Here is a 25178-nt window from a genome sequence, read left to right on the forward strand (position 1 = left end):
ATGTGTTGCGACACCGCCTAGAAACCACCTTGCCGACACCTGATCAGTTTTCGGTTGCCGCTGACACAATGAACATGGCCCGCTTCACCCGTTCAGCGTCACGTGGATAAGCGGCCCGTAGCGCGTCCCAGTCGGTTTCGGAGTAGTCGGGCCGTTGTACAGGGGCATCCGGCGCGGCCGGTGGCGGCATCTTGATGCCGCCACCGGCCGCGTCACGGTTCGCGGTTGGCGCTCGCCTGACGACGGTGCTGCTCCCGTTCCTGAGCACGCTGCTTTCTAGCCTTGCGGTCTCCCTGCTTTCCCATCTCCCGGTCCTCCCGGCGGGTCACGATAGCCGCGCACTCCGACATACCTGGCGCGGCGCGGGGCGCTGCGAACCGGATGGGCGCCACCACCGATAACCATTGCGCGTTGCGGCAGCCTTCGCATTAGCAATGCTGGCGCGCCGCTCGACGCCTCGGCTATCACCTCACCTGACCACCGCGCGCATCACCGACGAGACCTCATCATCGCGCCCGCTCTCGCAAACACCACGCCCGCCAAACGGGGCTGGCCCGAGACGATTTCAGAGGCCCCTACAGACCGATCCGCACGCCCGAAACCCGGGTTACCGCTAAGCAGCCCAGGACAGCAGCCGCAGTCCTGATCGGCGAAGACTGACGTTCAGACCGCAAGCAAGCTAAATAGCAAGCCAAGCAATTAGCAAGACTAATGTTCCCAAATCCGTTCCCATCGGGCATGAAAATGACCCCAGAGGTCGCACCTCTGGGGTCATTTCCGCTGGTAGCGGGGACAGGATTCGAACCTGCGACCTCTGGGTTATGAGCCCAGCGAGCTACCGAGCTGCTCCACCCCGCGTCGGTAAATGCCAGGCTACCGAACACGCACGAAGCTCGCCAAATCGCGGGTGCCGGAGTACGACCGCCCAGATCAGCGGAGCTCGGGCATACAGCTGCGCCGTACGCGTCGATGCGATGATGATTCCGCAGCCGCTCAGCCAGCTCGGTGACCTGGCGCGTCGCCCAGGCCGCAGGGTTCTCTGTTCCCCGAAAACGGCCGCACCGTCGATCTCAAACGCAACTGTCGCCTCGCCGGCCGCGCCCGGCCTTGAGCTGTCCACCGGGATCGCGTTGGCGTTCCCGCGCGGTCCCTTCGTCCCGGCAGCCGCGGCGTGGGAGCTCCAGGAAGCTACCAGCGGGAAGTTCCAGCTCGGTCTGGGCACGCAGGTTCGCAAGAATGTGGTGCACCGATACGGTATGGCCTTCCACCGTCCCGGTCCGCGGCTGCGCTACCTGCTGGCCGTGAAGGCGTGCTTCGCCGTTTTCCAAACCGGGACACCGGATCACCACGGCGAGTTCGACAATCCCGACTTCATCACTGCCCAATGGAGCCCGGCGCGCATTGACCCCCCCGGTCCCAGCCCCGCTGGGCCGCGGTGAATCCGTGGATGCGGCGAGGTGGCCGACGGGGTGTGGGGCGAGGCCGGGTTCGAGGGGACGACCACGCGGATCCGGGAGCCGACGAGCACCCGTGAGCAGACGCAGAAGTCCCCGATTTCCGGTGAAATCGGCGACTTCTGCGTCTGCTCGCCGCGAGCGCCCCGACTGACTACCCGGCGTCGTTGAACTTGGTGATGGCCTCATCAAGTCGCTGCAGCGCCGACCCGTAGGCGGCGAAGTCGCCCTTCTTCTGCGCATCCCGCGCCGCGCCGATGGCAGCCTGGATCTCCTGCAGCGCAGCAACTTTGGCCGGCGATAAGGTGACCGCCCCGACGGGAACCGGGGGCGCCGCAGTCACCGGCGGCGGTTGGGGTCCACTGGCAGGCGGCGGTGGATTCGCAGCGGGACTCGGTGGTACCGCTGCCTCCGTGGGCGCGATCCCGGTAGCCGTCGCACCGGCCCCGGGCCCGAACAAGCCGGTGAGCGCATCCCGCACCGTGGGGCCGTATCCCACCTTGTCGTTGTACATCATCGCCACCCGGATCAGCCGCGGGTAGGACGAAGCAGCGTCGCTGGCTCCCGGGGATGCATAGACCGGTTCGACGTAGAGCAGTCCGCCCTGGGCCACCGGGAGCGTGAGCAAGTTGCCCCAGCGGATGCGGTTTTGGTTGTCGCGTCCGATGACACCGAGGTCCTGGGACACCGCCGGATCGGTGGTGATCGCGTTGTTGGCCAACTTGGGCCCGTTGACCTGGCCTGGGATGGTCAACACCGTGAGATTGCCGTAGGTCGCGGGATCGGAACTGGCGCTGATGTAGGCGGCCAGATAGTCACGCTTGAATCTGTTCATCGCGCTGATCAACTGATATGAGGCTGAATTATCGTCCTTAGCAATGTTTTTCGCGACGATGTAATACGGCGGCTGATAACTGCTGGCGGTCGGATTCGGGTCCAGCGGCACGTCCCAGAAATCCGATGTGGAGAAGAACGTCACCGGATCATTGACGTGGTATTTGGCCAACAACATGCGCTGCACCTTGAACAGGTCCTCGGGATACCGCAGGTGCTCGGCAAGCTCCGGCGCAATGTCGCTCTTAGGCTTTACCGTGCCGGGGAAGACCTGCATCCAGGCCTTGAGCACCGGATCCTTTTCGTCCTGTTGGTACAGCGTGACCGTTCCGTCGTAGGCATCCACAGTGGCCTTCACCGAATTGCGGATGTAGGAAACCTTCTTGTCCGGGACCAACCGGTTGAACGCCACCTCGTTGGAGTCCGCGGTCGCCGAGGACAGCGAGGTGAGCTCGGAGTACGGGTAATTGTCCAACGTGGTGTAGCCGTCGACGATCCACACCAGTCGCTTGTTGACGATCGCGGGATACACAGCGCTGTCTGTCGTCAGCCACGGCGCGACCGCCTCCACCCGCTGCGCCGGATCGCGGTTGAACAAGATCTTGCTGTTGGAGCCAATCACATTGGAGAACAAAAAGTTTCGCTCCGCGAACTTCGCAGCGAACACGCTACGGGCTAACCAACCACCGAGCGGGACTCCACCGCTTCCGGTGTAGGTGTATCTCTTGGTGTCGATGTTAGTTTCGTAGTCGTATTCGCGGTCGTCGCCATTGCGTCCAACGATCGCATAGTCCGCGGACGTGTTAGAGATCACCGGACCGAAGTAGATCCGCGGCTGATCCAGTGGCGCCGGCCCATCAGACACCACGGTGCCATTGGCCCCGACGACGTTGACCAAGAATTCGGGGTAACCGCCATTTTGATTCGGGTCGTTGGCGATACCGCGCACGGTGTTGGCCGGTGAGGCGATGAACCCGTTCCCGTGGGTGTACACGGTATGCCGGTTGATCCAGTCCCGTTGGTTGTCGATCAACCGGTCCGGGTTGAGTTCGCGGGCCGCGACGACGTAGTCGCGCAGGTTACCGTTGCGGTCGAGGTAGCGGTCGATCGACAGCTGGTCCGGGAAATAGTAGAAGTTCTTGCCCTGCTGGAACTGGGTGAACGCCGGGCTAACGATTGTCGGGTCGAGTAGCCGGATGTTCGAGGTAGTCGCGCGGTCGGCAGCGACCTGTTGCGCGGTAGCCGGGCTATCACCGCTGTAATTGCGATAGGTCACCACATCAGACGTCAGGCCATAGGCTTGCCGAGTTGCGGTGATACTTCGGCTGATATATTCGCTCTCTTTTTGCGCAGCGTTGGGTTTGACGCTGATTTGCTCGACGATCAACGGCCAGCCGGCGCCGACAATCAGCGACGACAGCAGCAACAACACCAGGCCGATCGCCGGAATCCGCAAGTCCCGCAGGGCGATCGCCGAGAACACTGCGGCCGCGCAAATCAACGCAATCGCCATCAGAATCAGCTTCGCCGGCAGGACGGCGTTGATATCGGTGTACCCGGCACCGGTGAACGGCTTGCCGCCACGCGTGTGCGACAGCAGCTCATACCGATCCAGCCAATAAGCAACGGCTTTAAGTAACACCAGTACCCCGACCAGGCTAACCAACTGGACGCGCGCCGAGCGGCTCAGCGCACCGGTGCGTCCGGATAGCCGAATGCCACCGAAGATATAGTGCGCCACCAGATTCGCCACGAATGCCAGAAATACCGAAACGAGCATGTAGCTGAGCATCAGCCGGTAGAACGGCAACTCGAACGCGTAGAAGCCGAGGTCCCGCCCGAACTGCGGATCCCTAACCCCAAAGTCACCGCCGTGCAGGAACAGCTGGATCCGAGCCCAGTAGCTTTGGGCGACGATGCCGGCCAGCAAGCCGATCGCCGCGGGGATTCCGATGCCGACTAGCCGCAGGCGTGCCAGCACGACGGCGCGATACCGTGCAACCGGATCGTTGTCGGCATCCGGGACGAACACCGGGCGAGTGCGGTAGGCCAAGGCGAGCCCGCCGAACACGATGCCGCCGACCACCACCCCGGCAACCAAGCACACCACGATGCGGGTAGCCAGCATGGTGGTGAACACTGAGCGGTAGCCAAGCTCACCAAACCACAGCCAGTCGACGTAAGCGTCGATCAAACGCGGGCCAGCGAGCAGCAGCACGATCACACCCAGTGCGATCATGATCAGAATCCGGCTGCGCCGTGTCAGTTTCGGCATCCTTGCGGCGGACCGCATTCCCACTAGCTACGCTCCCTGATCGTTCTGGCTGGTTGAGACTTTCTCGACGGTCATAACTCTACGCACCGCAACCATCCGCAGCAGCCGGCGCGAGCTAGCAGCTCGGCGTCGGCGAGCCCGACGTCATCGCGTGCAGCGCGTCCACCGCCTGGCTAAGCGTCTCGACCTTCACCAACTTCAAACCGGGCGGGCTGTCGGAACTTGCCTCGTAGCAGTTCTTCGCGGGCACCAGAAACACCGTCGCGCCGGCCGCTCGAGCAGCGGCCATCTTGTGGGTGATGCCACCGATCTGGCCCACCTTGCCATCGACGGCGATCGTGCCGGTGCCTGCGACGAACGTCGACCCAACCAGGTGGCCACTGGTGAGCTTGTCGACGACGGCCAGACTGAACATCAGTCCGGCCGAAGGGCCGCCGACGTTGGCGAGGTGGAAGTCCACGGCAAACGGCGCCCACGGCGCGTCCACCACCTCTATGCCCAGGACGCCTTGGTCGCGATCCTTATTCTTGCCCAGCGTGATCTGCGCGATGCCGGGCGGCTCGTTCTTGCGGCGGAAGTCGATCGTCACCTCCTGGCCCGGTTTCGTGTTCTTCAACAGCGCGGTGAACTGGTCGAGGTTGCCCACCGGAGTGCCGTCGACGGCGTCGATGGCGTCACCGGCCTGCAGCTTGTCCACCGATGGCCCTGGATCCATGACCGAGGCGACGGTGACTGCTTTCGGATACTTCAGGTACCCCAGAGCGGCGTACTTAGCGGCGGCCTCGGAGCGCTTGAAATCAGCGGCGTTGTCATTTTCGATCTCTTCCCGCGACTTGCCCGGAGGGTAGACGAGGTCGCGTGGCATCAACTGTTCTTGACCCGAAAGCCACAGGGCCAGGGCTTCACCCAGGGTTAGACCGTCGCGCTGGGAGACCGTCGTCATGTTGAGGTGACCTGACGTCGGGTAGGTCTGGGTGCCCACGATCTGGACCACCTGCTTGCCGTCTATCTCGCCGAGCGTGTCGAACGTTGGGCCGGGTCCCAGCGCCACAAACGGCACGGTTACCACGGCGAGCAACACGCCGAATACCACGATCGGCACCAGCGCGACCATCAAGGTCAATATCCGCCTATTCACGCCGCATACACTAGACGGACCTGGCCGGGCTGGTTCAGCTGCGAGCGTGACCGCTGATCGCACCTTCTGTTCCCGCGGTGAGTACCGGTGAGGTCATGGGTGACCTGCCTTTCGGCTTCTCTTCCGGAGACGACCCCCCGGAAGATCCGTCTGGGCGCGATAAGCGCGGGAAGGACGGTGCCGATTCCGGATCGGGCGCCAATCCGTTGGGCGCGTTCGGCATCGGTGGAGAATTCAACATGGCCGACCTGGGGCAAATCTTCACCCGCCTAGGAGAGATGTTCGGCGGCGTCGGCACCGCGATGGCCGCGGGCAAAACCTCAGGACCGGTCAACTACGACTTGGCCCGGCAGGTCGCGTCGAGCTCGATCGGGTTCATCGCGCCCATCCCGGCGGCCACGAACTCGGCGATCGCCGACGCGGTGCATCTGGCCGACACCTGGCTTGACGGGGCAACCTCGCTACCCGCTGGCGCCACCAAGGCGGTGGGTTGGAGCCCCACCGACTGGGTCGACAACACCTTGGCTACCTGGAAACGGCTGTGCGATCCCATGGCCCAGCAGATCTCCACGGTCTGGGCGTCGTCGCTGCCGGAAGAGGCCAAGAGCATGGCCGGCCCGCTGCTGTCGATCATGTCGCAGATGGGCGGCATAGCGTTTGGTTCGCAACTGGGCCAAGCGCTGGGCCGGCTGTCCCGTGAGGTGCTGACGTCTACCGACATCGGTCTACCGCTGGGGCCCAAGGGGGTGGCCGCAATACTGCCCGGCGCCGTCGAATCGTTTGCCGCCGGACTCGAGCAACCGCGCAGCGAGATTCTGACGTTCCTGGCCACCCGTGAGGCCGCACATCACCGCCTGTTCAGCCACGTTCCCTGGCTGGCCAGTCAACTGCTCGGCGCCGTCGAGGCCTACGCCATGGGCATGAAGATCGATATGACCGGAATCGAGGAGCTGGCCCGCGATATCAATCCGACGTCGCTGGCCGATCCCGCCGCCATGGAACAGCTGCTGAGCCAGGGAGTATTCGAGCCCAAGGCAACGCCGGCCCAGACGCAGGCATTGGAACGACTCGAAACACTGCTCGCCCTGATCGAAGGCTGGGTGCAGACCGTGGTGACTGCGGCGCTGGGCGAGCGAATTCCGGGTGAGGCAGCGCTCAGCGAGACGCTGCGCCGACGCCGAGCCAGTGGCGGCCCCGCCGAACAGACCTTTGCGACGTTGGTCGGGCTGGAGCTGCGGCCACGCAAACTGCGGGAGGCCGGAGCGCTGTGGGAGCGCCTCACCCGGGCCGTCGGCATGGACGCCCGCGACGCCGTCTGGCAGCACCCGGACCTGCTGCCCGCCACTGACGATCTCGACGACCCGGCCGCCTTTATCGACCGTGTCATCGGCGGCGACACCAGCGGTATCGACGAAGCGATCGCCGAACTCGAGCGGGACCAGCAGGCCCGCGGCGCCGACGACTCCGGCCACGATGGCGGTCCTGTGGATAACTGAGCGGTGTGTCTGCTCGCAGTGTGGCACCGTCTCAGGTCATGCGGCGGGCTGCGTCTGCTCTGTATTCGTTGAATCCTGCGATGCCGGTGCTGCTAAGACCCGACGGTGCCGTGCAAGTGGGCTGGGATCCTCGTCGGGCTGTGCTCGTCCGTCCACCGCGTGGATTAACCGCGACAGGTTTGGCCGCGCTGCTGCGGTCCATGCGATCACCGATACCAATCACCGAGTTGCAGCGCCAAGCCGCCGAGCGTGGATTGGTTGACGGTGACGCCATGGCGAACCTTGTCGCGCAACTGGTTGGCGCGGGTGTAGCGACCCCCCTAGCCAACCCCGGAAACCTGGATTCCCGGCGTCGCGCCGCGTCCATCCGGGTCCACGGTCGCGGGCCGTTGTCAGACCTGCTCGTCCAGGCGCTGCGCTGCTCCGGTGCCCGGATCAGGCACAGCAGCCAACCACATGCGGCGGTGACTCCCGCGGGCGTGGATCTGGTGGTGTTGTCGGACTATCTGGTGGCCGATCCGCACATGGTGCGCGATCTGCACACCGAGAGAGTTCCGCATCTTCCCGTTCGGGTTCGTGACGGCACCGGGATGGTCGGGCCCCTGGTGGTCCCCGGCGTGACCAGCTGTCTCGGTTGCGCTGACCTGCATCGCAGCGACCGCGACGCCGCGTGGCCGGCCATCGCCGCCCAATTGCGGGACACCGTCGGGGTGGCCGACCGGGCCACGTTGTTAGCGACGGCGGCGCTGGCGCTCAGCCAAGTGAACCGGGTGATCGCCGCCGTGCGTGGACAGGAGGCGACCCCTGAGCCCCCGTCGGCGCTGAACACCACCTTGGAGTTCGATCTCAACGCTGGCTCTATCGTGGCGCGACAATGGACCAGGCATCCGCGGTGTTTTTGTTGACGTTACGTCTAACCCAGTCGTCCCTGCTCCGGCACGTTGGTCGAGATTGACGCATAGGCTCTGGCCAAGGTGTCGAGCACGTCCTCTGTCAGGGTGCGCTCGTTGCGGTGCTTGTCCAGCGTTTCGATGATCGCTCTGAACAGGGCGTCGGCAGCGTCGTGCTGCGTTGATCTTGCTGACATGGTTTCTTGCGGTCCACCCTCCTGCACATTTCACTGATGCGGCCAACACCACAACGCTTGTCGGCGCTTGTCGGCGCTTGTCGACGCTTGTCGACTCGGGGCAAGCTCAACCGTCCGCACCCAGGCAGTTGTTACCAGATCAACACCCCGACCGGATAACCGTCATGGATGATGGGAGTGTGTCAGATATCAAACGGGGCCGCGCCGCGCGCAATGCGAAGCTGGCCAGCATCCCGGTCGGCTTCGCCGGTCGGGCGGCGCTCGGGCTCGGCAAGCGACTGACCGGTAAGTCAAAAGACGAGGTTACCGCCGAGCTGATGGAGAAGGCCGCCAATCAGTTGTTTACCGTCCTCGGCGAACTCAAGGGTGGCGCGATGAAGGTCGGCCAGGCGCTGTCGGTGATGGAGGCCGCCATTCCCGACGAGTTCGGCGAACCCTACCGGGAAGCACTGACCAAGCTGCAGAAGGACGCCCCACCGCTGCCCGCCAGTAAGGTGCACCGGGTACTCGACGGACAGCTGGGCACCAAATGGCGGGAGCGGTTCAGCTCGTTCAACGACACCCCAGTGGCATCTGCCAGCATCGGCCAGGTGCACAAAGCAATCTGGTCGGACGGCCGAGAAGTGGCCGTCAAGATCCAGTATCCCGGCGCCGACGAGGCGCTGCGCGCGGACCTCAAGACCATGCAGCGCATGGTCGGCGTGCTCAAACAGCTCTCACCCGGCGCCGACGTCCAAGGGGTGGTCGACGAACTGGTTGAACGCACCGAAATGGAACTCGACTACCGGCTGGAGGCCGCCAACCAGCGCGCCTTCGCCAAGGCGTACCACGACCACCCGCGCTTCCAGGTGCCTCACGTCGTGGCAAGCGCACCGAAGGTGGTGATCCAGGAGTGGATCGAAGGTGTGCCGATGGCAGAGATCATCCGTCACGGGACCACCGAGCAGCGTGATCTGATCGGTACGCTGCTCGCCGAGCTCACCTTCGACGCACCACGGCGGCTGGGGTTGATGCACGGCGACGCCCACCCCGGTAATTTCATGCTGCTGCCCGACGGCCGGATGGGCATCATCGACTTCGGTGCCGTGGCACCGATGCCCGGCGGCTTCCCGATAGAGCTCGGGATGACGATTCGACTGGCCCGCGAGAAGAACTACGACCTCCTGTTGCCGACGATGGAGAAGGCCGGGTTGATCCAGCGAGGACGACAGGTGTCGGTTCGCGAGATCGACGAGATGCTGCGCCAATACGTCGAGCCCATCCAGGTCGAGGTCTTCCACTACACCCGCAAGTGGTTACAGAAAATGACCGTCAGTCAGATCGACCGCTCGGTTGCGCAGATCAGAACGGCGCGCCAGATGGACCTGCCGGCCAAGCTCGCGATTCCGATGCGGGTTATCGCATCGGTGGGCGCGATCCTATGCCAGCTGGACGCGCATGTGCCGATCAAGGCCCTGTCGGAGGAGCTGATCCCGGGTTTCGCCGAGCCCGACGCGATCGTCGTCTGAGCCGGCTCGCGCCGGCGGGCGCACCATCGCGGGCTATGCAACAGCATCCTTGCGCGGACGTCCGCGCGGACGCTTGTGACTCACGATCGAGCCTTGGTCGAATATCTCACCACCCCAAACGCCCCAGGGTTCAGCCCGCTGAAGCGCCGCGGCCAAGCACTGCCGCCTGATCGGGCAGCTCACACACAGTGTCTTGGCTACCTCGAGACCGGCCGGGGTATCGGCGAACCACAGATCGGGATCACCGACGTGGCACGGCAAAACCGGCAATCTTTGTCTGGGGGTCTGTCTGGGGACTGTCAGTACCGACACGTCCTGTTTCACCTGCTTCCTGGTCTGGTGGCGGTTCTTCGAAAGTGATCCGGACCAGGGATGCTGCGGTGGGCAGATGTCCCGAAAGTTTGGCCACGGATCCTGTGACTTCGGGTCCGTGGCCATCTGGCGAAACGGGGCTGATTACGTAGCGCTTACGTAGAGCCCCGCTCCACGGACTCGTCAGTCGCGGCGGCGACACGGTTCTTGCTATGGGGGGTTCCCGCGGTTGGCACCGCGGCAGCCGCGCCGACACCAAATGCGTTGTTGTCAATCACCGCGGCCGCCCTCCTCTCGTGTCGCGCGCGGTTGCCAGCCCCCCAATGCCATCTCCAGGCTGGCAGCAGAATGCGACCTGGAGGTTAACCGGTGGCAGCAGCTGACCACAACCGATTTTCTGACCTGCGCGTTTGCCGGTACAGGCCCGGTTCAGGTCCGACCGCGAACCAGCTGCAGCACGTCCGATCCGTATTGTTCCAGCTTGCGGGCACCGATGCCGGGGATCGCGATCAGCGCCGCGTCGTCGGTAGGTAGCAGCTCGGCGATCGCGATCAGGGTGTTGTCGGTGAAAACGACATAGGCGGGGACGTTCTGTTCCTTGGCGGTGCTCAGACGCCAGGACTTGAGCTGCAACAACAACTCCTCGTCGACGTCGGCTGCACACGTCTCACACCGCCGCAGCATGACGGCCGCCGAAGTGTTCAGCTCGTTGTTACAGATCCGGCAGCGCGCTGCGGCGCCCCGGTTGCGTCGGGATGTGCCCGGCACCGGATCGGCGCGCGTCTGCGGCGCAATGCCGTTGAGGAACCGCGAGGGCTTGCGGCTCTGGCGCCCGCCCGGGGACCGTGATAGCGCCCAGCTGAGCGCCAAATGGACTCGGGCCCGTGTGATTCCGACGTAGAGCAGCCGACGCTCTTCCTCTACGGGCTCGCTATTGGGGCCGTGTGCCAGCGCATGTGAGATGGGCAGCGTGCCGTCAGCCAATCCGACCAGGAACACCGCGTCCCATTCCAGTCCCTTGGCGGCGTGCAGTGAGGCCAGCGTGACGCCCTGCACCACCGGTGGGTGCCGCGCCTCCGCCCGCCGGCGTAGCTCGGCAAGCAGGCCTGGCAGCTGCAGTGCGGGACGCTGCGCCAGCTCGTCGTCGACCAGCTCGGCCAGCGCGGTGAGCGCTTCCCAGCGTTCCCTGGCGCGGGTGCCGACCGGCGGTTGTGCCGTCAGCCCCAGTGGTGCGAGCACCGCGCGAACCACGTCGGACAACGCGGCATCGGTATCACGTTCGGACACACGCTGTAAGGCAAGCAACGCCTGCTTGATTTCCTGACGGTTGAAAAACCCCTCGCCACCGCGAACCTGATAGGCGATACCCGCCTGGGTCAACGCCTCTTCATAAACCTCTGACTGCGCATTGACTCGGTAGAGAATGGCTACCTCGGATGGCGGAGTGCCCGATGCGATTAACCGGGCGATTGACGCCGCCACCGTGGCAGCCTCGGCGGGCTCGTCGGAATGCTCATGGAACGACGGGACCGGACCCGGCTCACGCTGGCCGGACAACCGTAGCTTGCTGCCGGCAACACGGCCCCGGGCGGCGGCGATCACCCGGTTAGCCAATGACACCACCTGCGGAGTTGACCGGTAATCACGCTCCAGCCGCACCACCGCGGCGTCCGGGAACCGCCGCGAGAAGTCGAGTAGGAAACGAGGCGAAGCCCCGGTAAACGAGTAGATGGTCTGGTTGGCGTCGCCGACGACGGTCAGGTCGTCCCGATCACCCAACCAGGCCGAGAGCACCCGCTGCTGCAGGGGGGTGACGTCCTGGTACTCGTCCACGACGAAACACCGGTACCGGTCCTGGAACTCCTCGGCCACCGCGGCGTCGTTTTCAATCGCGGCCGCGGTGTGCAGCAACAGGTCGTCGAAGTCAAGTAAGGTGACGCCGTCGCCGCGGGCCTTGAGCGCCTCGTATTCGGAGTAGACAGCCGCGATTTGCGCGGCGTCCAACGGGGGGTCTCGGCGTGCGGCCGCCACTGCGGTCACATACTCCTCGGGGCCGATCAGGGACGCCTTGGCCCACTCGATCTCGCCGGCCAGGTCACGCACATCATCGGTGCTGGCGTGCAGCCTGGTGCGGCTGGCGGCGCGGGCCACCACGGCGAACTTGCTGTCCAGCAGCTGCCAGCCGGTGTCAGCGATTACGCGCGACCAGAAGTACCGCAGCTGGCGATACGCGGCCGCGTGAAAGGTCAGCGCCTGCACAGCGCCGACGCCCGAACCGGTCCGTGCCGCGGCGTCGAGTGCGCGCAACCGGCTGCGCATTTCGCCCGCCGCGCGCTGGGTGAATGTCACAGCCAGCACCTGCCCGGCGGCGACGTGACCGCTCGCGACCAGCGAAGCGATCCGGTGAGTGATGGTGCGGGTCTTGCCGGTTCCGGCACCGGCCAGCACGCACACCGGTCCACGCGGAGCCAGTACGGCTTCGCGCTGCTGGTCGTCCAGCCCGGCAATCAATGGGTCGCTGGCTATCGACATGACGTCCATCTTGGCAGCGGTAGATGACAGACCGGGCGTGTCGCCACGCCATGGGGCGTGCGACATGAACAACTGCCGAGCCGCCACACCGCCCGGGTCGTCGCCGCGCTAGGTTAGCGTGTCATGATCACCGCTGCGCTCACCATCTATACGACATCATGGTGTGGCTATTGCCTTCGACTCAAAACAGCGCTCACGGCCAACCGAATCGCTTACGACGAGGTCGACATCGAACACAACCGTGCGGCCGCGGAGTTCGTCGGCTCGGTCAATGGCGGCAACAGAACTGTTCCCACGGTGAAGTTCGCCGACGGGTCGACGCTGACTAACCCGAGCGCGGACGAGGTCAAAGCGAAGCTGGTAAAGATCGCGGGTTAACGACGTGGACTTTCATTCGCACGCTGCCCACGATTCGATGATCACGCGGGCGATCGAGATCGACCCGGGCAGTAGCAGTTTCGACTCCGACGCACTGGACCAATCGCCGGCGGCAAGCGCTGCGCGCACCTCATCGCGGGTGAACCACGCGGCTTCGGCGATTTCGCCGTCGCTGAACGAGAACTCCTCATCCGGGTCACCCAAGGCATGAAAGCCAACCATTAACGACCGCGGGAACGGCCACGGCTGGCTGCCCAGATAGCGCACATCGCGAACGGTCAGGCCGATTTCCTCGCGGATCTCCCGGGCGACGCAGACTTCGAACGACTCTCCGGCCTCGACAAAGCCAGCCAACAGCGAGAACATCCGTTCCGGCCACGCCGCCTGGCGAGCCAACACGGCACGATCAGCGCCGTCGTGAACCAGGCAGATCACCGCCGGGTCGATACGGGGGAACTCCTCATGACCGGTGATCGGGTTGACCCGTGACCAGCCGGCCCTGGCCGGTTTCGTCGGCGCGCCGTCTAGGGCGCTGAATCGTGCGTTGTCATGCCAGTTCAACAGCGCCGATGCCGACGACACCAGTTGGCTGCTGGTGTCGTCCATGATTCGGCCGAGCCCACGAAGGTCCACCGCCTCGGCTGGTATGTCGGGATCAGCGATCGGCTGCAGCGCTGCCCGCACCGCCCAGACGTGGCGGCCGCCCTCGACGCGACCCAGGAATACCGCCTCTGGCGGTGGCTTGTCGGCCAGCTCGATGGCCGCGCCAAGCAACACCCGGCCGTTGGCGACCAGCACGCGATTGCGGGAATCCACCCGCAGCAATGCCGCGCCTGGCCATCCCGCGGCGGCCGCCTCCATGTCGGTCCTCAGCCGGTCGGCCCGGTCGGCGCCGACGCGCGAAAGCAACGGAACGCTTCTCAGCTGAAAATCCACGCCGCTTACGTTCGTCACTGGCGCCCCACCTGGTGGCGACCCGCCGCGCCCGGCTCCGCCGCGCTTGCGATCGCCACTAGCGCCCCACCTGGCGAATATAGAGCAGCCGGTCGCTGGCCTCGATGGCGTCCACCTCGGGCGCCCCAATGCGCAGCAGCTGGCCGTCACGTACCACGCCGAGCACGATGTCGCGCAGGTGCCGCGGAGACCCGCCCACCTCGGCCTGCTCCACCTCACGTTCGGCAACGGCCAGGCCGGCTTCCGGGGTCAGCAGATCCTCGATCATCTCCACGACGCTGGGCGTCGTGGTAGCGATGCCGAGCAGCCGCCCGGCGGTCTCGGAGGAGACCACCACCGTGTCCGCACCCGACTGCCGCAACAAGTGCTGGTTTTCGGCCTCCCGGATGGACGCCACGATCTTGGCTTTGGGCGCAATCTCGCGCGCCGTCAACGTGACGAGCACAGCGGTGTCGTCGCGACTGGTGGCGACGATGATCGAAGACGCATGCTGAGTGCCGGCCAACCTCAGCACGTCGGACTTGGTGGCATCACCATGCACGGTGACCAGACCGGCTGCCGCGGCACGTTCGAGGACACCCGAATCGGTGTCGACGACCACAATTTCACCCGGAACTAACTCGTCACTGACCATCGCGGCCACCGCCGTTTTGCCCTTGGTGCCGTAGCCGATGACGACGGTATGGTTGCGCACTCTGCTCCTCCAACGCTGGATCTTGTACGCCTGACGGGATGTTTCCGTGAGGACTTCGAGAGTCGTGCCGACCAACAAGATCAAGAACGCAATCCGCAGCGGTGTGATGACGAAGATGTTGATCGCTCGCGCGAATTCGGAAATGGGCGTGATGTCGCCGTAGCCGGTCGTCGACAGCGTCACCGCAGCGTAGTAGAGGCAATCCAGAAACGTCAGCCGATCGCCCTGGGCGTCGAGGTAGCCGTCGCGGTCGACGTAGACGATCCCGGCGGTGAGCAGCAACGCCACCACAGCGACGACCACCCGGCGTGAAATAACGCGAGCTGGACTGGCCCGCCTTTGGGGAATGCGCAGCACGCCGACAAGCGCGTAACCAGGCTGCGCGGTCAGCTTCTCGTCGAGCCCCCGCAACCGCCGCCAGCTACCGGCCACCGAAATCCGTCACCGGTTAGCCCCAATGCACGCCAAACGCACGACACAAATGGTAACCACGTCAGGTGTCCGACCGCCGACCGGCGCAGTCGGTCAGTAGCATGGCCAACTCGCCGGGAGCGGGTAACTCGTCGGGGACGACCGTGATGCCGCTGCGCACGTAATAGAAGGCGGTACGCACCGAGGATGTCGGACATCCCCGCAATGCGGCCCAGGCCAGTCGATAGACAGCGAGCTGGACAGCGGCCTGCCGCATGGCTGCCGGCCCGTGCGGCGGCTTGCCGGTCTTCCAGTCCACCACGGTGGCACCGCCGTCGGGGTCGACGAACACCGCGTCGATGCGGCCGCGCACCACGGTATCGCCGATCGGCATTTCGAACGGCACTTCGACCGCCGCCGGGGTGCGAGCCGCCCACGATGATGCGGTGAACGCCCTCTGCAACGCGGCCAACTCCTCAGGATCGCCCACCTCGCGGTCCGCTGCACCTGGCAGGTCACCCAGGTCAAACAGCAGTTCAGCACCGTAAAATTGCTGAACCCAGGCGTGAAATGCATCGCCCAACCACGCGTGCGGGTCCGGGCGTTTTGGCAGCCGACACATCAGCCGCTGCCGCGCACCGACCGGGTCGCCGACCAGCTCCACCAAACTGCTGACCGACAAATGGTTCGGCAGACCACGGGCAGGTGCTCCCCGCGCCGCGTGCGCACGTTCAGCCAACAGTGCATCGACGTCAGTGGACCAGGGGGCATCGCCCGGGCGCGGGGGATGATCGATGTCGGTGGTGCTTCCGGGCAAGTCGGCCGACATGGCCGCCGCCACCAGCGCCGCGCCCCGCTCCACATCGCCGCGACGTGCGGCCAACGGATCAGCGGGCCAAACCGCCTCGATAGCGTTGTCACACAATGGGTTTCGCTCATCGCCGGCGGGCGCCGACGCCCACTGCTCGACGACTCCGCAAGGATCACCGGCAGCGGCCGAACGGTCAATGATGTCCTTGAGTTCGCACAGGAATTCCGATGGCCCGCGCGGCTTTGTCCCGGTGGGCCCCCAATGGTGGCCGGACACCAGCAGAGTGTCCTCAGCCCGGGTAACGGCCACGTACAACAGTCGACGCTCCTCGTCAACGCGCCGCCGATCGAGCAGGCGACGATGTTCGGAGATCTTGTCCGACAACTGTTTTCGGTCAGCGACAGCTGACGTGTCCAGTACGGGGATGCCGTGCGCGCCGGCCGAGGCGCGATCCCCACGCAGCAGCGGCGGTAGTTCGGCGGGGTCGGTAAGCCAGCTGCTGCGCGACACCGTCGACGGAAACACTCCGCGCGACAGGTGTGCCACCGCCACCACCTGCCATTCCAAGCCCTTGGCGGCGTGCACGGTCAGCACCTGGACCCGGTCGCAGGCGACGGTCAACTCGGCAGGCGGCAAACCGTTCTCGACCACCTCGGCGACGTCCAAATAAGCCAGCAGGCCCGCAACCGACGCCTCGCTGGACCTAGCGCTGGCCCGTTCGGCGTACCCCGCGACCACGTCGGCGAACGCATCAAGGTGCTCGGGTCCGGCCCAGCCACCTGAGACCGGGGCCGAGGCCCGCACCTCGCAATCGACGCCAAGCACGCGGCGCACCTCGGCTACTAGGTCGGGCAGGGAATGACCGAGGCGACCGCGCAGCGCGCTCAGTTCACCGGCCAAGGCGCCGATGCGCCCATATCCCGCCACCGAATACCCCTCGGCGGAACCTGGATCGCTGATGGCGTCGGCCAGACACGGATTGTCGGCGTCCGCGCTGGCCGCCATCGCGATCGATTCGGGCGACGCCGTTGACGGTGATTCGCCACTCAGCGTCAGCGCACGCCGCCACAGCGCGGCGAGGTCCCGGGCGCCGAGCCGCCACCGTGGGCCAGTCAGCACCCGCATCGCGGCCGCCCCGGCCGTTGGGTCGGCAACCAGGCGCAGCATGGCCACCACCTCGGCGACCTCGGGGATGGACAGTAGGCCGGCCAGCCCGACAACTTCAGCCGGGATTCCGCGGGCCCGCAGGGTATCAGCGATAGCGGCGGCGTCGGCGTTGCGGCGTACCAGCACCGCCGCGGTGGGCGGCTTGACACCGTCCGCTTCTGCCCGCTGGTAACGCATCCGCAAGTGGTCGGCGATCCATTCGCGTTCGGCCTGCACGTCGGGAAGCAACGCGCAGCGGACGGCTCCAGGCGGGGCATCCGGACGCGGCCGCAACGCGCGCACCGCAACCGAGCGCCGCCGCGCCTCCGCCGATATGCCATTGGCCACGCGCAGCGCTTGCGGCGGGTTGCGCCAGCTGGTCAGCAGCTCCAGCACCGGCGCGGGGGTGCCGTCCGATAAGGGGAAGTCGGTGGTGAACCGGGGCAGGTTCGTCGCCGAAGCGCCGCGCCACCCGTAGATCGACTGAATCGGGTCACCGACAGCCGTCAGCGCCAACCCGTCATCAACGCCGCCGCCAAACAGCGACGACAACACAACGCGCTGCGCGTGCCCCGTGTCCTGGTATTCGTCCAGTAACACCACCCGGTAGCGCCTCCGCAGATCCTGGCCAACTTGGGGAGAGGTCGCCGCCAACCGTGCGGCCGAGGCCATCTGCATGGCGAAATCCATCACTTTGCCGGCGTGCATCCGCTCACCCAACGCGTCAAGCAACGGCACCAACTCCGCGCGCTGGGTCTGGGTGGCCAGCATCCGCAGCAGCCACTGGCTGGGGCCGCGGTCACGCTGATAGCGGCCCGCCGGCAGAGCGTGGACCAGCCGTTCCAGCTCGACGTGGGTGTCGCGAAGCGCGCGGGTGTCGACCAGATGCTCGCCAAGCTGGCCCCATAACCGCACCACGATCGAGGTGACCGCCGCCGGGCTCTTGTCGGTGCACAGCACGCCGTCGTACCCGCTGACCACATCGAATGCCAGCTGCCACAGCTCGGTCTCGCTCAGCAACCTGGTATCGGGTTCCAGCGGTAGCAGCAGGCCGTAGTCGCGTAGTAGCGAGCCGGCAAAGGCGTGGTAGGTGCTGACTACCGGAGCGCAGGCCGCCGGGTCGCCGCAGCCGAGGCCGATACCGGCCAACCTGGCCAGACGGGACCGAACGCGGCGCAACAGCTGGCCCGCGGCCTTGCGGGTGAACGTCAATCCCAGCACCTGGCCGGGTTCCGCGTAGCCGTTGGCAACCAGCCACACCACCCGGGCAGCCATCGTTTCGGTTTTTCCGGCGCCGGCTCCCGCGATGACGACCAGCGGGCCGGGAGGTGCGGCGATTACCGCGGCCTGCTCAGCGGTGGGCGGGAAAAGTCCTAGCGCGCAGGCTAGTTCAGCTGGACTGTAGCGTGCCGGTGCCGCGGTTTGGGTCATGGCGCCGACCCTCGGACGTGGGCCGGACAGCCCGGCCGCAGCGGGCAGTGGGTGCACCCGTCGTTGCGCCGAGCGATGAACTGGGGACCGGCTGTCGCCGCGGCCAGCTGCCGGACGAGGTTGCGCCATTCGTCGCGCGCGGCCGGTGTGAGTGGATCCTGTTTGCGTTCGGCGACGCCAGCGGCCCCGCTTTTGCCGACATAGACCAGCCGGGCACCGCCGGGCTCGTCCCCGGCGCGCACCAAGCCTTCGGCCACCGCCAGCTGATACATCGCCAGCTGGGCGTGCTGCTGGGCATCGTCCTTGCTGACCGGTGTCTTGCCGGTTTTGATGTCGACGATCACCAGGCGGCCGGCCGGGTCGCGTTCCAGCCGATCCGCCCGGCCACGCAACCGAATTTTTCTGGCTTGACCGCTACCGTCCTCGAGGGCCCCATCGATGTCGACCTCCACGCCAACTTCGGTCAGCTCGGATCGACTCTGAGCTCGCCACTGTACGAACGCCTGGATCATCGCGCGGTGCCGGGCAAGCTCGTTGGCCGAATACCACTGAGCGCCGAACGGCAGATGGCCCCACACCCGGTCCAGTTCAGCCAGCAGTTGGGATTCGCTCCTGCCCGGCTCGGCAAACAGTGCGTGCAACACCGATCCGACGGCAGACGGCAGCTCGCGGGTGTTTGTTCCGCCGTGCCGCTCGGCCAGCCAGCGCAGTGGGCAGTCGTTGAGTGCCTGCAAAGTCGACGGCGTCAACGTGACGAGATCGTCGCTATCGCACAACGGATCACTCGTGCTGACCGGGGCCAGGCCATGCCACTCGGACGGGTCGGCACCTGGCACACCGGCTTTGGCCAACCGGGCCAATTGCGTTGCCGCACAATCGCGATCGGCGTCATCTACCGCGCAGGCAGGCGCGCACACCACAGCGCGTAACCGGCCTACCACCGCCGCAGCCGACAACACGCGCGGCGCCGAGACCGGCTGCATCGCGACGGGTTCGCCATCGCCGTCGGCCCACTGGGCAATCTCGAAAAAGAACGCCGATGGCAGCACCGCCTCGTGCCCGCCCCCGCCCGCGTCGCTATCTACGGCGGTCACCAGCAACCGCCGCCGGGCCCGCCCCATCGCGGTCACCAGCAGCCGGCGCTCCTCGGCCAGCAACGGCGCGCGCATCGAGGCATCCTTCGTGACACCGTCGAGTTCGTCCAGCAGCCGCTGGGTGCCAAGCACACCGCCACGTGGAACCGTGTTGGGCCACAAGCCGTCCTGTAGGCCGGCGATAACTACCAGATCCCATTCGTGTCCCAGCGCGGCATGTGCGCTAAGGACCATGACCTGCTCTGTCGGGGCTGCCGGTTCGGGTCGCACAACCGGCAGCTGCAGCGCGGTGACGTGCTCGACGAGTCCGCGCAGGGACGCACCCGAGGTGCGGGACACGTAATGGTCGGTGATGTCGAACAAGGCGGTCACCGTTTCCAGGTCCCGGGTGGCCTGGACAGCCGCCGCACCACCATGCTCGCTGGCCGCCAGCCAGCGGCGTTGCAGACCCGACCGTTGCCAGGCAGCCCATAGCGTGTGGCGCGGATCCTGGCCACCCAGACTTCCTGAGCGGTGGCAGCGCGCGGCCGCGGTCAGCACGGCACGCACGCGCCGCAGTGCCCGCGACCCTGGCCCCGATGGCGGCGCGTCGCCGCCGAGCACTTCCACCAGCAGGTCGCCGAACTTCCTCGAAGTCTGGCCGGGACGTGCGCGTTGCAGAGTCCGGCGCAGCTGGCGAAGTGATACCGGGTCCACACCACCAATCGGCCCGGTGAGCAGGAGCAGCGCCTGGTCGCCGTCGAGCCCGTCAGCCGTCGCCTCGAGCACCGTGAGCAGCGCCCGTACCGCCGGCTCCGCGGACAACGGCCCGCCAACTGCAGGTGGGGCCACCGGCACCCCGGCGGCGGCCAGAGCGCGCGGCAACCGCACAGCGCGCGGCACCGACCTGACGATCACCGCCATCTGCGACCAAGGCACCCCATCGATCAGGTGCGCGCGTCGCAGCGCGTCGGCAATCATCGCTGCCTCAGCGTGCGCCGAACCGGCCAGGCGCACCGTCACCGATCCGACCTCGGTCCCGGTGCCCTCGATTCGCCGACCGACGCTTCGACCCGGTAGCCGTCGTGCGATGCCGGTGACGGCCCGCGCCACGGCGGGTGCACACCGATGAGAGACCGTCAACGTCACCGACGGAATGGGGGCACCACCTGCTGGCGGCGGATCGTCGGCCAGCAGGCCGGTGGGCTCGCCGCCGCGGAACCCGAACACCGCTTGGTTCGGATCACCGGCGATCAGGGCCAGCTCGGTGCCCGCCGCCAGCATCCGGACCAGGCGTGCCGCCTGCGGATCAAGTTGTTGGGCGTCGTCGACCAAAAGGGTCCGGACCCGGGCGCGTTCGGCGGCCAGTAACTCAGGATCGACCGCGAAGGCCTCCAAAGCTGCCCCCACCAGTTCGGCGGCACTCAGCGCCGGCGCCGTGGCCTGCGGCGCCGCCAGCCCCACCGCACCCCGCAACAACATCACCTGCTCGTACCGCTGGGCGAATTGACCGGCGGCGATCCATTCCGGACGGCCGCGGCGACGGCCCAGTTGCTGCAACTCCAGCGGGTCCAGGCCGCGTTCGGCGCAACGTGCCAACAGGTTTCGCAGCTCGGTGGCGAAGCCGGCGGTAGTCAGCGCGGGCCGCAGATGCGCAGGCCAGGTGGTGGTGGCGGCCGGTCCGTCTTCGGCGTCCCCGGCCAGCAGTTCCCGAATGATGGCGTCCTGCTCGGCGCTGGTAAGCAGCCGCGGCAAGGCGTCACCGGCGCGCTGTGCGGCCTTGCGCAAGACCGCATAGGCGTAGCTGTGCACGGTGCGTACCACCGGTTCGCGGATCGCCGCCCGGCAAGGGCCGTTGGTGCGCGACCGCAGCAGCGCCGTCGTCAGCGCACTGCGGGCCCGCATGCCCATTCGGCCGGAACCGGTCAGCAGCAGAACCGACTCCGGGTCGGTGCCGGCGCCGATGTGAGCGACCGCGGCCTCAACCAACAGTGTGCTCTTACCGGTGCCCGGGCCGCCCAGCACAAGCACCGGACCGCGCAAACCCGGCGCGAGGGCCGCACCCGCCTCGACACCCCAGATATGTGACATAGCCGCATGACATCACGAGGGTCTGACAAGCTCGGATACTGGAGCTGGCAAGAAAACCGAAAACGCGATGTGAGGGGTGGCTACCATGGCGGCGGTCGTAGGCGGCGGTCCACAGGACGAAATACCCGAAGCCGATGCGGTGGAGCAAGGGCGTGCTGTCGATTTCGACGACGAAGCCGGGTTGGACACCGCCTACCTCAGCGGCGGCGCCGGCGACCGAGACGCCAGCGAAGCCGACGTCGTCGACCAAGCCTTCGTCGTTCCGGTCGCCGACGACGAAGAAATCGACCGGTAGCAGGCGTCGCCGGGCTGGCATCATCGACGCGTGATCATCGACCTTCACGTACAGCGCTACGGCCCGTCAGGGCCCGCGCGGGTGCTGACCATCCACGGAGTGACCGAGCACGGGCGCATCTGGCACCGGTTAGCCCATCACTTGCCCGAAATCCCCATCGCCGCACCCGATCTGCTGGGCCACGGTAGGTCACCATGGGCCGCGCCGTGGACCATCGACGCCAACGTGTCCGCCCTGGCAGCACTCCTCGACAATCAGGGCGACGGTCCGGTAGTGGTGGTCGGACACTCCTTCGGCGGCGCTGTCGCTATGCACCTGGCCGCGGCCCGCCCAGACCAGGTCGCGGCGCTGGTGTTGCTCGACCCGGCGGTCGCTCTGGACGGGTCCCGGGTACGCGAGGTGGTCGACGCCATGCTGGCCTCTCCCGACTACCTGGACCCCGCCGAGGCCCGGGCCGAGAAGGCGACCGGTGCCTGGGCGGACGTGGACCCCCCAGTGCTCGACGCCGAACTCGACGAGCACCTCGTCGCATTGCCCAACGGTCGGTACGGTTGGCGTATCAGCCTGCCGGCGATGGTGTGCTACTGGAGCGAACTGGCCCGCGACATCGTGCTGCCGCCGGTGGGAACGGCAACCACGCTGGTTCGGGCGGTCCGTGCGTCACCGGCGTACGTCAGCGACCAGCTGCTCGCGGCCCTGGACAAACGGCTAGGAGCCGATTTTGAGCTACTAGACTTCGACTGCGGGCACATGGTGCCCCAAGCCAAGCCCACTGAGGTCGCGGCGGTGATCCGCAGTCGACTGGGACCGCGCTAGCCATGGCGCCGGTGACCGACGAACAGGTGGAGCTGGTGCGCTCACTGGTCGCGGCCATCCCACTCGGCCGGGTGTCCACCTACGGCGACATCGCAGCTCTCGCAGGGCTTTCCAGTCCGCGTATTGTCGGCTGGATTATGCGGACCGATTCCTCGGATCTGCCCTGGCACCGGGTGATCAGAGCCTCCGGGCGCCCAGCACAGCACCTGGCCACCCGGCAGTTGGAGTTGTTGCGCGCAGAGGGCGTTCTCAGTGTTGACGGCCGGGTGGCGCTGAGCGAGATCCGCTATGAGTTTCCGCCGGGCTGAGTAGGTTTAGAGCACTAGCCGCACTAGGGCCGCGGTGTGGGCCAGGCCGGGAAACGCTTCGGCGGTGGATCGTGGGTGCAGCGCGTACACTGCTAGGCGGAACATCAACGCGCGCAACAACATCTGGGGCCACTCCGGCAGCGCGTTCCACCGCTCGATGAGCCCGTCGTCGGCCGCACCCCAGGACAGCGCGTCGACGACGGCCACCCCGGCCGCCCAGGATGCGGGCCGCCAGTAGGGCGTGATGTCGGTGATCCCTGGAGGGGCGGTGCCCGCGAAAAGCACTGTACCGTAAAGATCTCCGTGCACCAGCTGGTTCGGGCTCTTGGTCGGCTTACGCAACCCGGCAAGCTGATTGATCAGATCGATCGATCGCTGGGGGTCCGCTGCCGGGGGGGCGGTCGGCACGCCCGGTGGGACCGACTGTAATGGCCGCTCCTCCCACCCAGCTCGGTCTGCGGCGACGAACACATCGATCTCGGCCCAGGGCGCCGCGGGTCCCTGGGTCAAGAATCGGGGGCGTTCCAGTTTTCCGGTGGCCTCATGCAGCCGCACCGCCGCCGAGACGACCTCATCATGCCTAGGCTCCGGCGCGCCGGCGACGAACGTGTCTGCCCGCCAACCAGACACCACGTACCGGCCGTCGGTCGATCGGACGGGCCGAGCCAGGCGTACGCCGTCGACGAACAACGTCTCGCGCACCCGGGCCGACCAGGCCGCGCGGGCGTTGTCGGCCACCATCGACAACACCACCTCGCCGCATCGCCAGCCACCTTCCCAACCGGCACCCAACAGGATGGGTTGCGCACCTGCCAAACCGAACGCCACCAACACGTGCTCGGGCGGCGGCTCGACATTCACACCGGTCAGCCTAGTAGAGCCCATCGGGGTGTATTGGGCCTGTATCGGTCCTAGTACATCACCATGTCGGGCTGCATCTGCTTGGCCCACGCGACGATCCCACCCTGCAGGTGTACCGCGTCGGAGAAACCGGCTTTCTTGACCGCAGCCAATGCCTCGGCCGAGCGCACGCCCGTCTTGCAGTACAGCACGGCGGTGCGGTCCTGGGGGAGCTTGGCCAGACCCTCACCCGAGTTGATCAACGATTTCGGAATCAGTTGGGCTCCGTCGATATGCACGATGTCCCACTCCACGGGATCGCGAACGTCGATCAGTGCCAGCTTACGGCCGGAGTCCAGCCAGTCGCGCAGCTCGCGCGGCGTGATGGTGGAACCTTTGGCCGCCTGGGCGGCATCGTCAGCAACCACGCCGCAGAACTGTTCGTAGTCGACCAGCTCGGTGATCTTCGGTGTCGATGGGTCCTTGCGGATGGTGATCGTGCGATAGCTCATCTCCAGCGCGTCGTACACCAGCAACCGGCCAAGCAGTGTTTCACCTATCCCGGTGATCAGCTTGATCGCCTCAGTGCCCATCACCGATGCGACCGAGGCACAGATAATGCCCAGCACCCCGCCTTCAGCACAGGACGGCACCATGCCCGGCGGCGGCGGCTCGGGATACAGGTCGCGGTAGTTGACACCCAACCCGTCGGGGGCGTCCTCCCAAAACACCGATGCCTGGCCCTCGAAGCGGTAAATCGACCCCCACACGTACGGCTTGCCAGCCAGCACCGCGGCGTCGTTGACCAGATACCGGGTGGCGAAGTTGTCGGTGCCATCCAAGATCAGGTCGTACTGCTTGAACAGGTCGACGGCGTTGCTCGGCGCAAGCCGCAGCTCGTGTAGTCGCACCCGGATCAGCGGGTTGATCGCGACAATCGAATCGCGCGCCGACTGAGCCTTGGAGCGCCCGACGTCAGCTACCCCATGGATGACCTGGCGCTGCAGGTTCGACTCGTCAACCACATCGAAGTCGACGATGCCGATGGTGCCGACGCCGGCGGCGGCCAGATACAATAACGTGGGTGCTCCGAGCCCGCCGGCGCCGATCACCAGTACTCGCGCGTTCTTGAGCCTCTTCTGCCCGTCAACACCCAGGTCAGGAATGATGAGATGGCGGCTGTAGCGAGCTACCTCTTCACGGCTGAGCGCGGATGCTGGCTCAACTAGTGGCGGCAAGGATGTCGACACCGAATATCTCCTCGGTTATATCCGAAACGTCTGCTGCGCGTCGT

20 protein-coding genes and 1 tRNA gene are annotated in these 25178 nt (G+C 66.3%); 8 read left to right on the forward strand and 13 right to left on the reverse strand.

Annotation, left to right across the window (positions count from 1 at the left end; genetic code table 11):
• Nucleotides 1-43: 43 nt before the first annotated feature.
• Nucleotides 44-268, reverse strand: coding sequence for a hypothetical protein (locus FF952_RS16825; protein ID WP_003416790.1), 225 nt, complete (start codon nucleotides 266-268; stop codon nucleotides 44-46).
• A gap of 513 nt (nucleotides 269-781) precedes the next feature.
• Nucleotides 782-858, reverse strand: a tRNA-Met gene (locus FF952_RS16830).
• Nucleotides 859-977: 119 nt separating this feature from the next.
• On the opposite strand from FF952_RS16830, the gene FF952_RS16835 reads away from it, so the two are divergent.
• The gene (locus FF952_RS16835) at nucleotides 978-1439 is read left to right on the forward strand and encodes an LLM class flavin-dependent oxidoreductase (protein WP_003416793.1); all 462 of its coding nucleotides are present in this window, start codon (nucleotides 978-980) and stop codon (nucleotides 1437-1439) included.
• Nucleotides 1440-1608: 169 nt separating this feature from the next.
• Here FF952_RS16835 and FF952_RS16840 read toward each other — a convergent pair whose 3' ends face one another.
• Together FF952_RS16840 and FF952_RS16845 are read right to left on the reverse strand one after the other, a co-directional pair.
• The gene (locus FF952_RS16840; RefSeq protein WP_003416795.1) at nucleotides 1609-4587 is read right to left on the reverse strand and encodes a UPF0182 family protein; all 2979 of its coding nucleotides are present in this window, start codon (nucleotides 4585-4587) and stop codon (nucleotides 1609-1611) included.
• A gap of 91 nt (nucleotides 4588-4678) precedes the next feature.
• Nucleotides 4679-5701: a YlbL family protein gene (locus tag FF952_RS16845; protein ID WP_015631536.1), complete on the reverse strand. Its 1023-nt coding sequence runs from the start codon at nucleotides 5699-5701 to the stop codon at nucleotides 4679-4681.
• Nucleotides 5702-5778: 77 nt separating this feature from the next.
• Here FF952_RS16845 and FF952_RS16850 point away from each other — a divergent pair, with 77 nt between their 5' ends.
• Nucleotides 5779-7197 carry a zinc-dependent metalloprotease gene (locus tag FF952_RS16850; RefSeq protein WP_003416804.1) on the forward strand — a complete coding sequence of 473 codons (1419 nt, stop codon included), beginning with the start codon at nucleotides 5779-5781 and terminating at the stop codon, nucleotides 7195-7197.
• Nucleotides 7198-7235: 38 nt separating this feature from the next.
• Nucleotides 7236-8102 (forward strand): hypothetical protein, encoded by an 867-nt coding sequence (locus tag FF952_RS16855; RefSeq protein ID WP_021082912.1) that lies wholly within the window; start codon nucleotides 7236-7238, stop codon nucleotides 8100-8102.
• Between the two features lie 8 nt (nucleotides 8103-8110).
• On the opposite strand, the gene FF952_RS16860 is transcribed toward FF952_RS16855, so the two are convergent.
• Nucleotides 8111-8284 carry a hypothetical protein gene (locus FF952_RS16860; protein WP_015456486.1) on the reverse strand — a complete coding sequence of 58 codons (174 nt, stop codon included), beginning with the start codon at nucleotides 8282-8284 and terminating at the stop codon, nucleotides 8111-8113.
• Between the two features lie 164 nt (nucleotides 8285-8448).
• Here FF952_RS16860 and FF952_RS16865 point away from each other — a divergent pair, with 164 nt between their 5' ends.
• Nucleotides 8449-9792, forward strand: a complete 1344-nt coding sequence (locus FF952_RS16865; RefSeq protein ID WP_003416815.1) for a macrolide-binding ATPase MABP-1 — start codon at nucleotides 8449-8451, stop codon at nucleotides 9790-9792.
• A 33-nt stretch (nucleotides 9793-9825) separates the two neighbouring features.
• Here FF952_RS16865 and whiB7 read toward each other — a convergent pair whose 3' ends face one another.
• The gene (whiB7, locus tag FF952_RS16870; RefSeq protein WP_003899963.1) at nucleotides 9826-10104 is read right to left on the reverse strand and encodes a transcriptional regulator WhiB7; all 279 of its coding nucleotides are present in this window, start codon (nucleotides 10102-10104) and stop codon (nucleotides 9826-9828) included.
• A gap of 429 nt (nucleotides 10105-10533) precedes the next feature.
• Nucleotides 10534-12636, reverse strand: coding sequence for an ATP-dependent DNA helicase UvrD2 (uvrD2, locus tag FF952_RS16875; protein WP_003416822.1), 2103 nt, complete (start codon nucleotides 12634-12636; stop codon nucleotides 10534-10536).
• A gap of 123 nt (nucleotides 12637-12759) precedes the next feature.
• On the opposite strand from uvrD2, the gene mrx1 reads away from it, so the two are divergent.
• Nucleotides 12760-13014, forward strand: a complete 255-nt coding sequence (mrx1, locus tag FF952_RS16880; protein ID WP_003416827.1) for a mycoredoxin Mrx1 — start codon at nucleotides 12760-12762, stop codon at nucleotides 13012-13014.
• Nucleotides 13015-13026: 12 nt separating this feature from the next.
• Here the strand turns inward: mrx1 and nudC are convergent, their stop codons facing one another.
• From nudC to adnA, 4 genes are all read right to left on the reverse strand, one after another.
• The gene (nudC, locus tag FF952_RS16885; protein WP_003416829.1) at nucleotides 13027-13968 is read right to left on the reverse strand and encodes an NAD(+) diphosphatase; all 942 of its coding nucleotides are present in this window, start codon (nucleotides 13966-13968) and stop codon (nucleotides 13027-13029) included.
• Nucleotides 13969-14026: 58 nt separating this feature from the next.
• Nucleotides 14027-15094, reverse strand: coding sequence for a potassium channel family protein (locus FF952_RS16890; RefSeq protein WP_003416831.1), 1068 nt, complete (start codon nucleotides 15092-15094; stop codon nucleotides 14027-14029).
• 61 nt (nucleotides 15095-15155) lie between these two features.
• Nucleotides 15156-18461, reverse strand: a complete 3306-nt coding sequence (gene adnB / locus FF952_RS16895) for an ATP-dependent DNA helicase AdnB (protein ID WP_003416833.1) — start codon at nucleotides 18459-18461, stop codon at nucleotides 15156-15158.
• Complete coding sequence (gene adnA / locus FF952_RS16900) at nucleotides 18458-21625, reverse strand: ATP-dependent DNA helicase AdnA (RefSeq protein ID WP_003905015.1); 3168 nt, start codon at nucleotides 21623-21625, stop codon at nucleotides 18458-18460. The genes adnB and adnA overlap by 4 nt, the downstream gene beginning before the upstream one ends.
• An 85-nt stretch (nucleotides 21626-21710) precedes the next feature.
• On the opposite strand from adnA, the gene FF952_RS16905 reads away from it, so the two are divergent.
• The 3 genes from FF952_RS16905 to FF952_RS16915 are packed head-to-tail and all read left to right on the forward strand — an operon-like array spanning nucleotide 21711 to nucleotide 23044.
• A complete protein-coding gene (locus FF952_RS16905) occupies nucleotides 21711-21920 on the forward strand; it encodes an Rv3202a family protein (protein WP_003907005.1) in 210 nt (69 codons plus the stop codon).
• Between the two features lie 30 nt (nucleotides 21921-21950).
• A complete protein-coding gene (gene lipV / locus FF952_RS16910) occupies nucleotides 21951-22736 on the forward strand; it encodes a lipase LipV (protein ID WP_003899968.1) in 786 nt (261 codons plus the stop codon).
• A 2-nt stretch (nucleotides 22737-22738) separates the two neighbouring features.
• Nucleotides 22739-23044, forward strand: coding sequence for an MGMT family protein (locus FF952_RS16915; RefSeq protein WP_003416847.1), 306 nt, complete (start codon nucleotides 22739-22741; stop codon nucleotides 23042-23044).
• Between the two features lie 6 nt (nucleotides 23045-23050).
• On the opposite strand, the gene FF952_RS16920 is transcribed toward FF952_RS16915, so the two are convergent.
• Both FF952_RS16920 and moeZ read right to left on the reverse strand, forming a co-directional pair.
• Nucleotides 23051-23905 carry a TIGR02569 family protein gene (locus FF952_RS16920; RefSeq protein WP_003416850.1) on the reverse strand — a complete coding sequence of 285 codons (855 nt, stop codon included), beginning with the start codon at nucleotides 23903-23905 and terminating at the stop codon, nucleotides 23051-23053.
• A gap of 50 nt (nucleotides 23906-23955) precedes the next feature.
• Nucleotides 23956-25134, reverse strand: a complete 1179-nt coding sequence (gene moeZ, locus FF952_RS16925) for an adenylyltransferase/sulfurtransferase MoeZ (RefSeq protein WP_003416855.1) — start codon at nucleotides 25132-25134, stop codon at nucleotides 23956-23958.
• Nucleotides 25135-25178 lie beyond the last annotated feature (44 nt).

The organism is Mycobacterium tuberculosis complex sp. N0072 (assembly GCF_030323725.1).
Lineage (GTDB): Bacteria > Actinomycetota > Actinomycetes > Mycobacteriales > Mycobacteriaceae > Mycobacterium > Mycobacterium tuberculosis.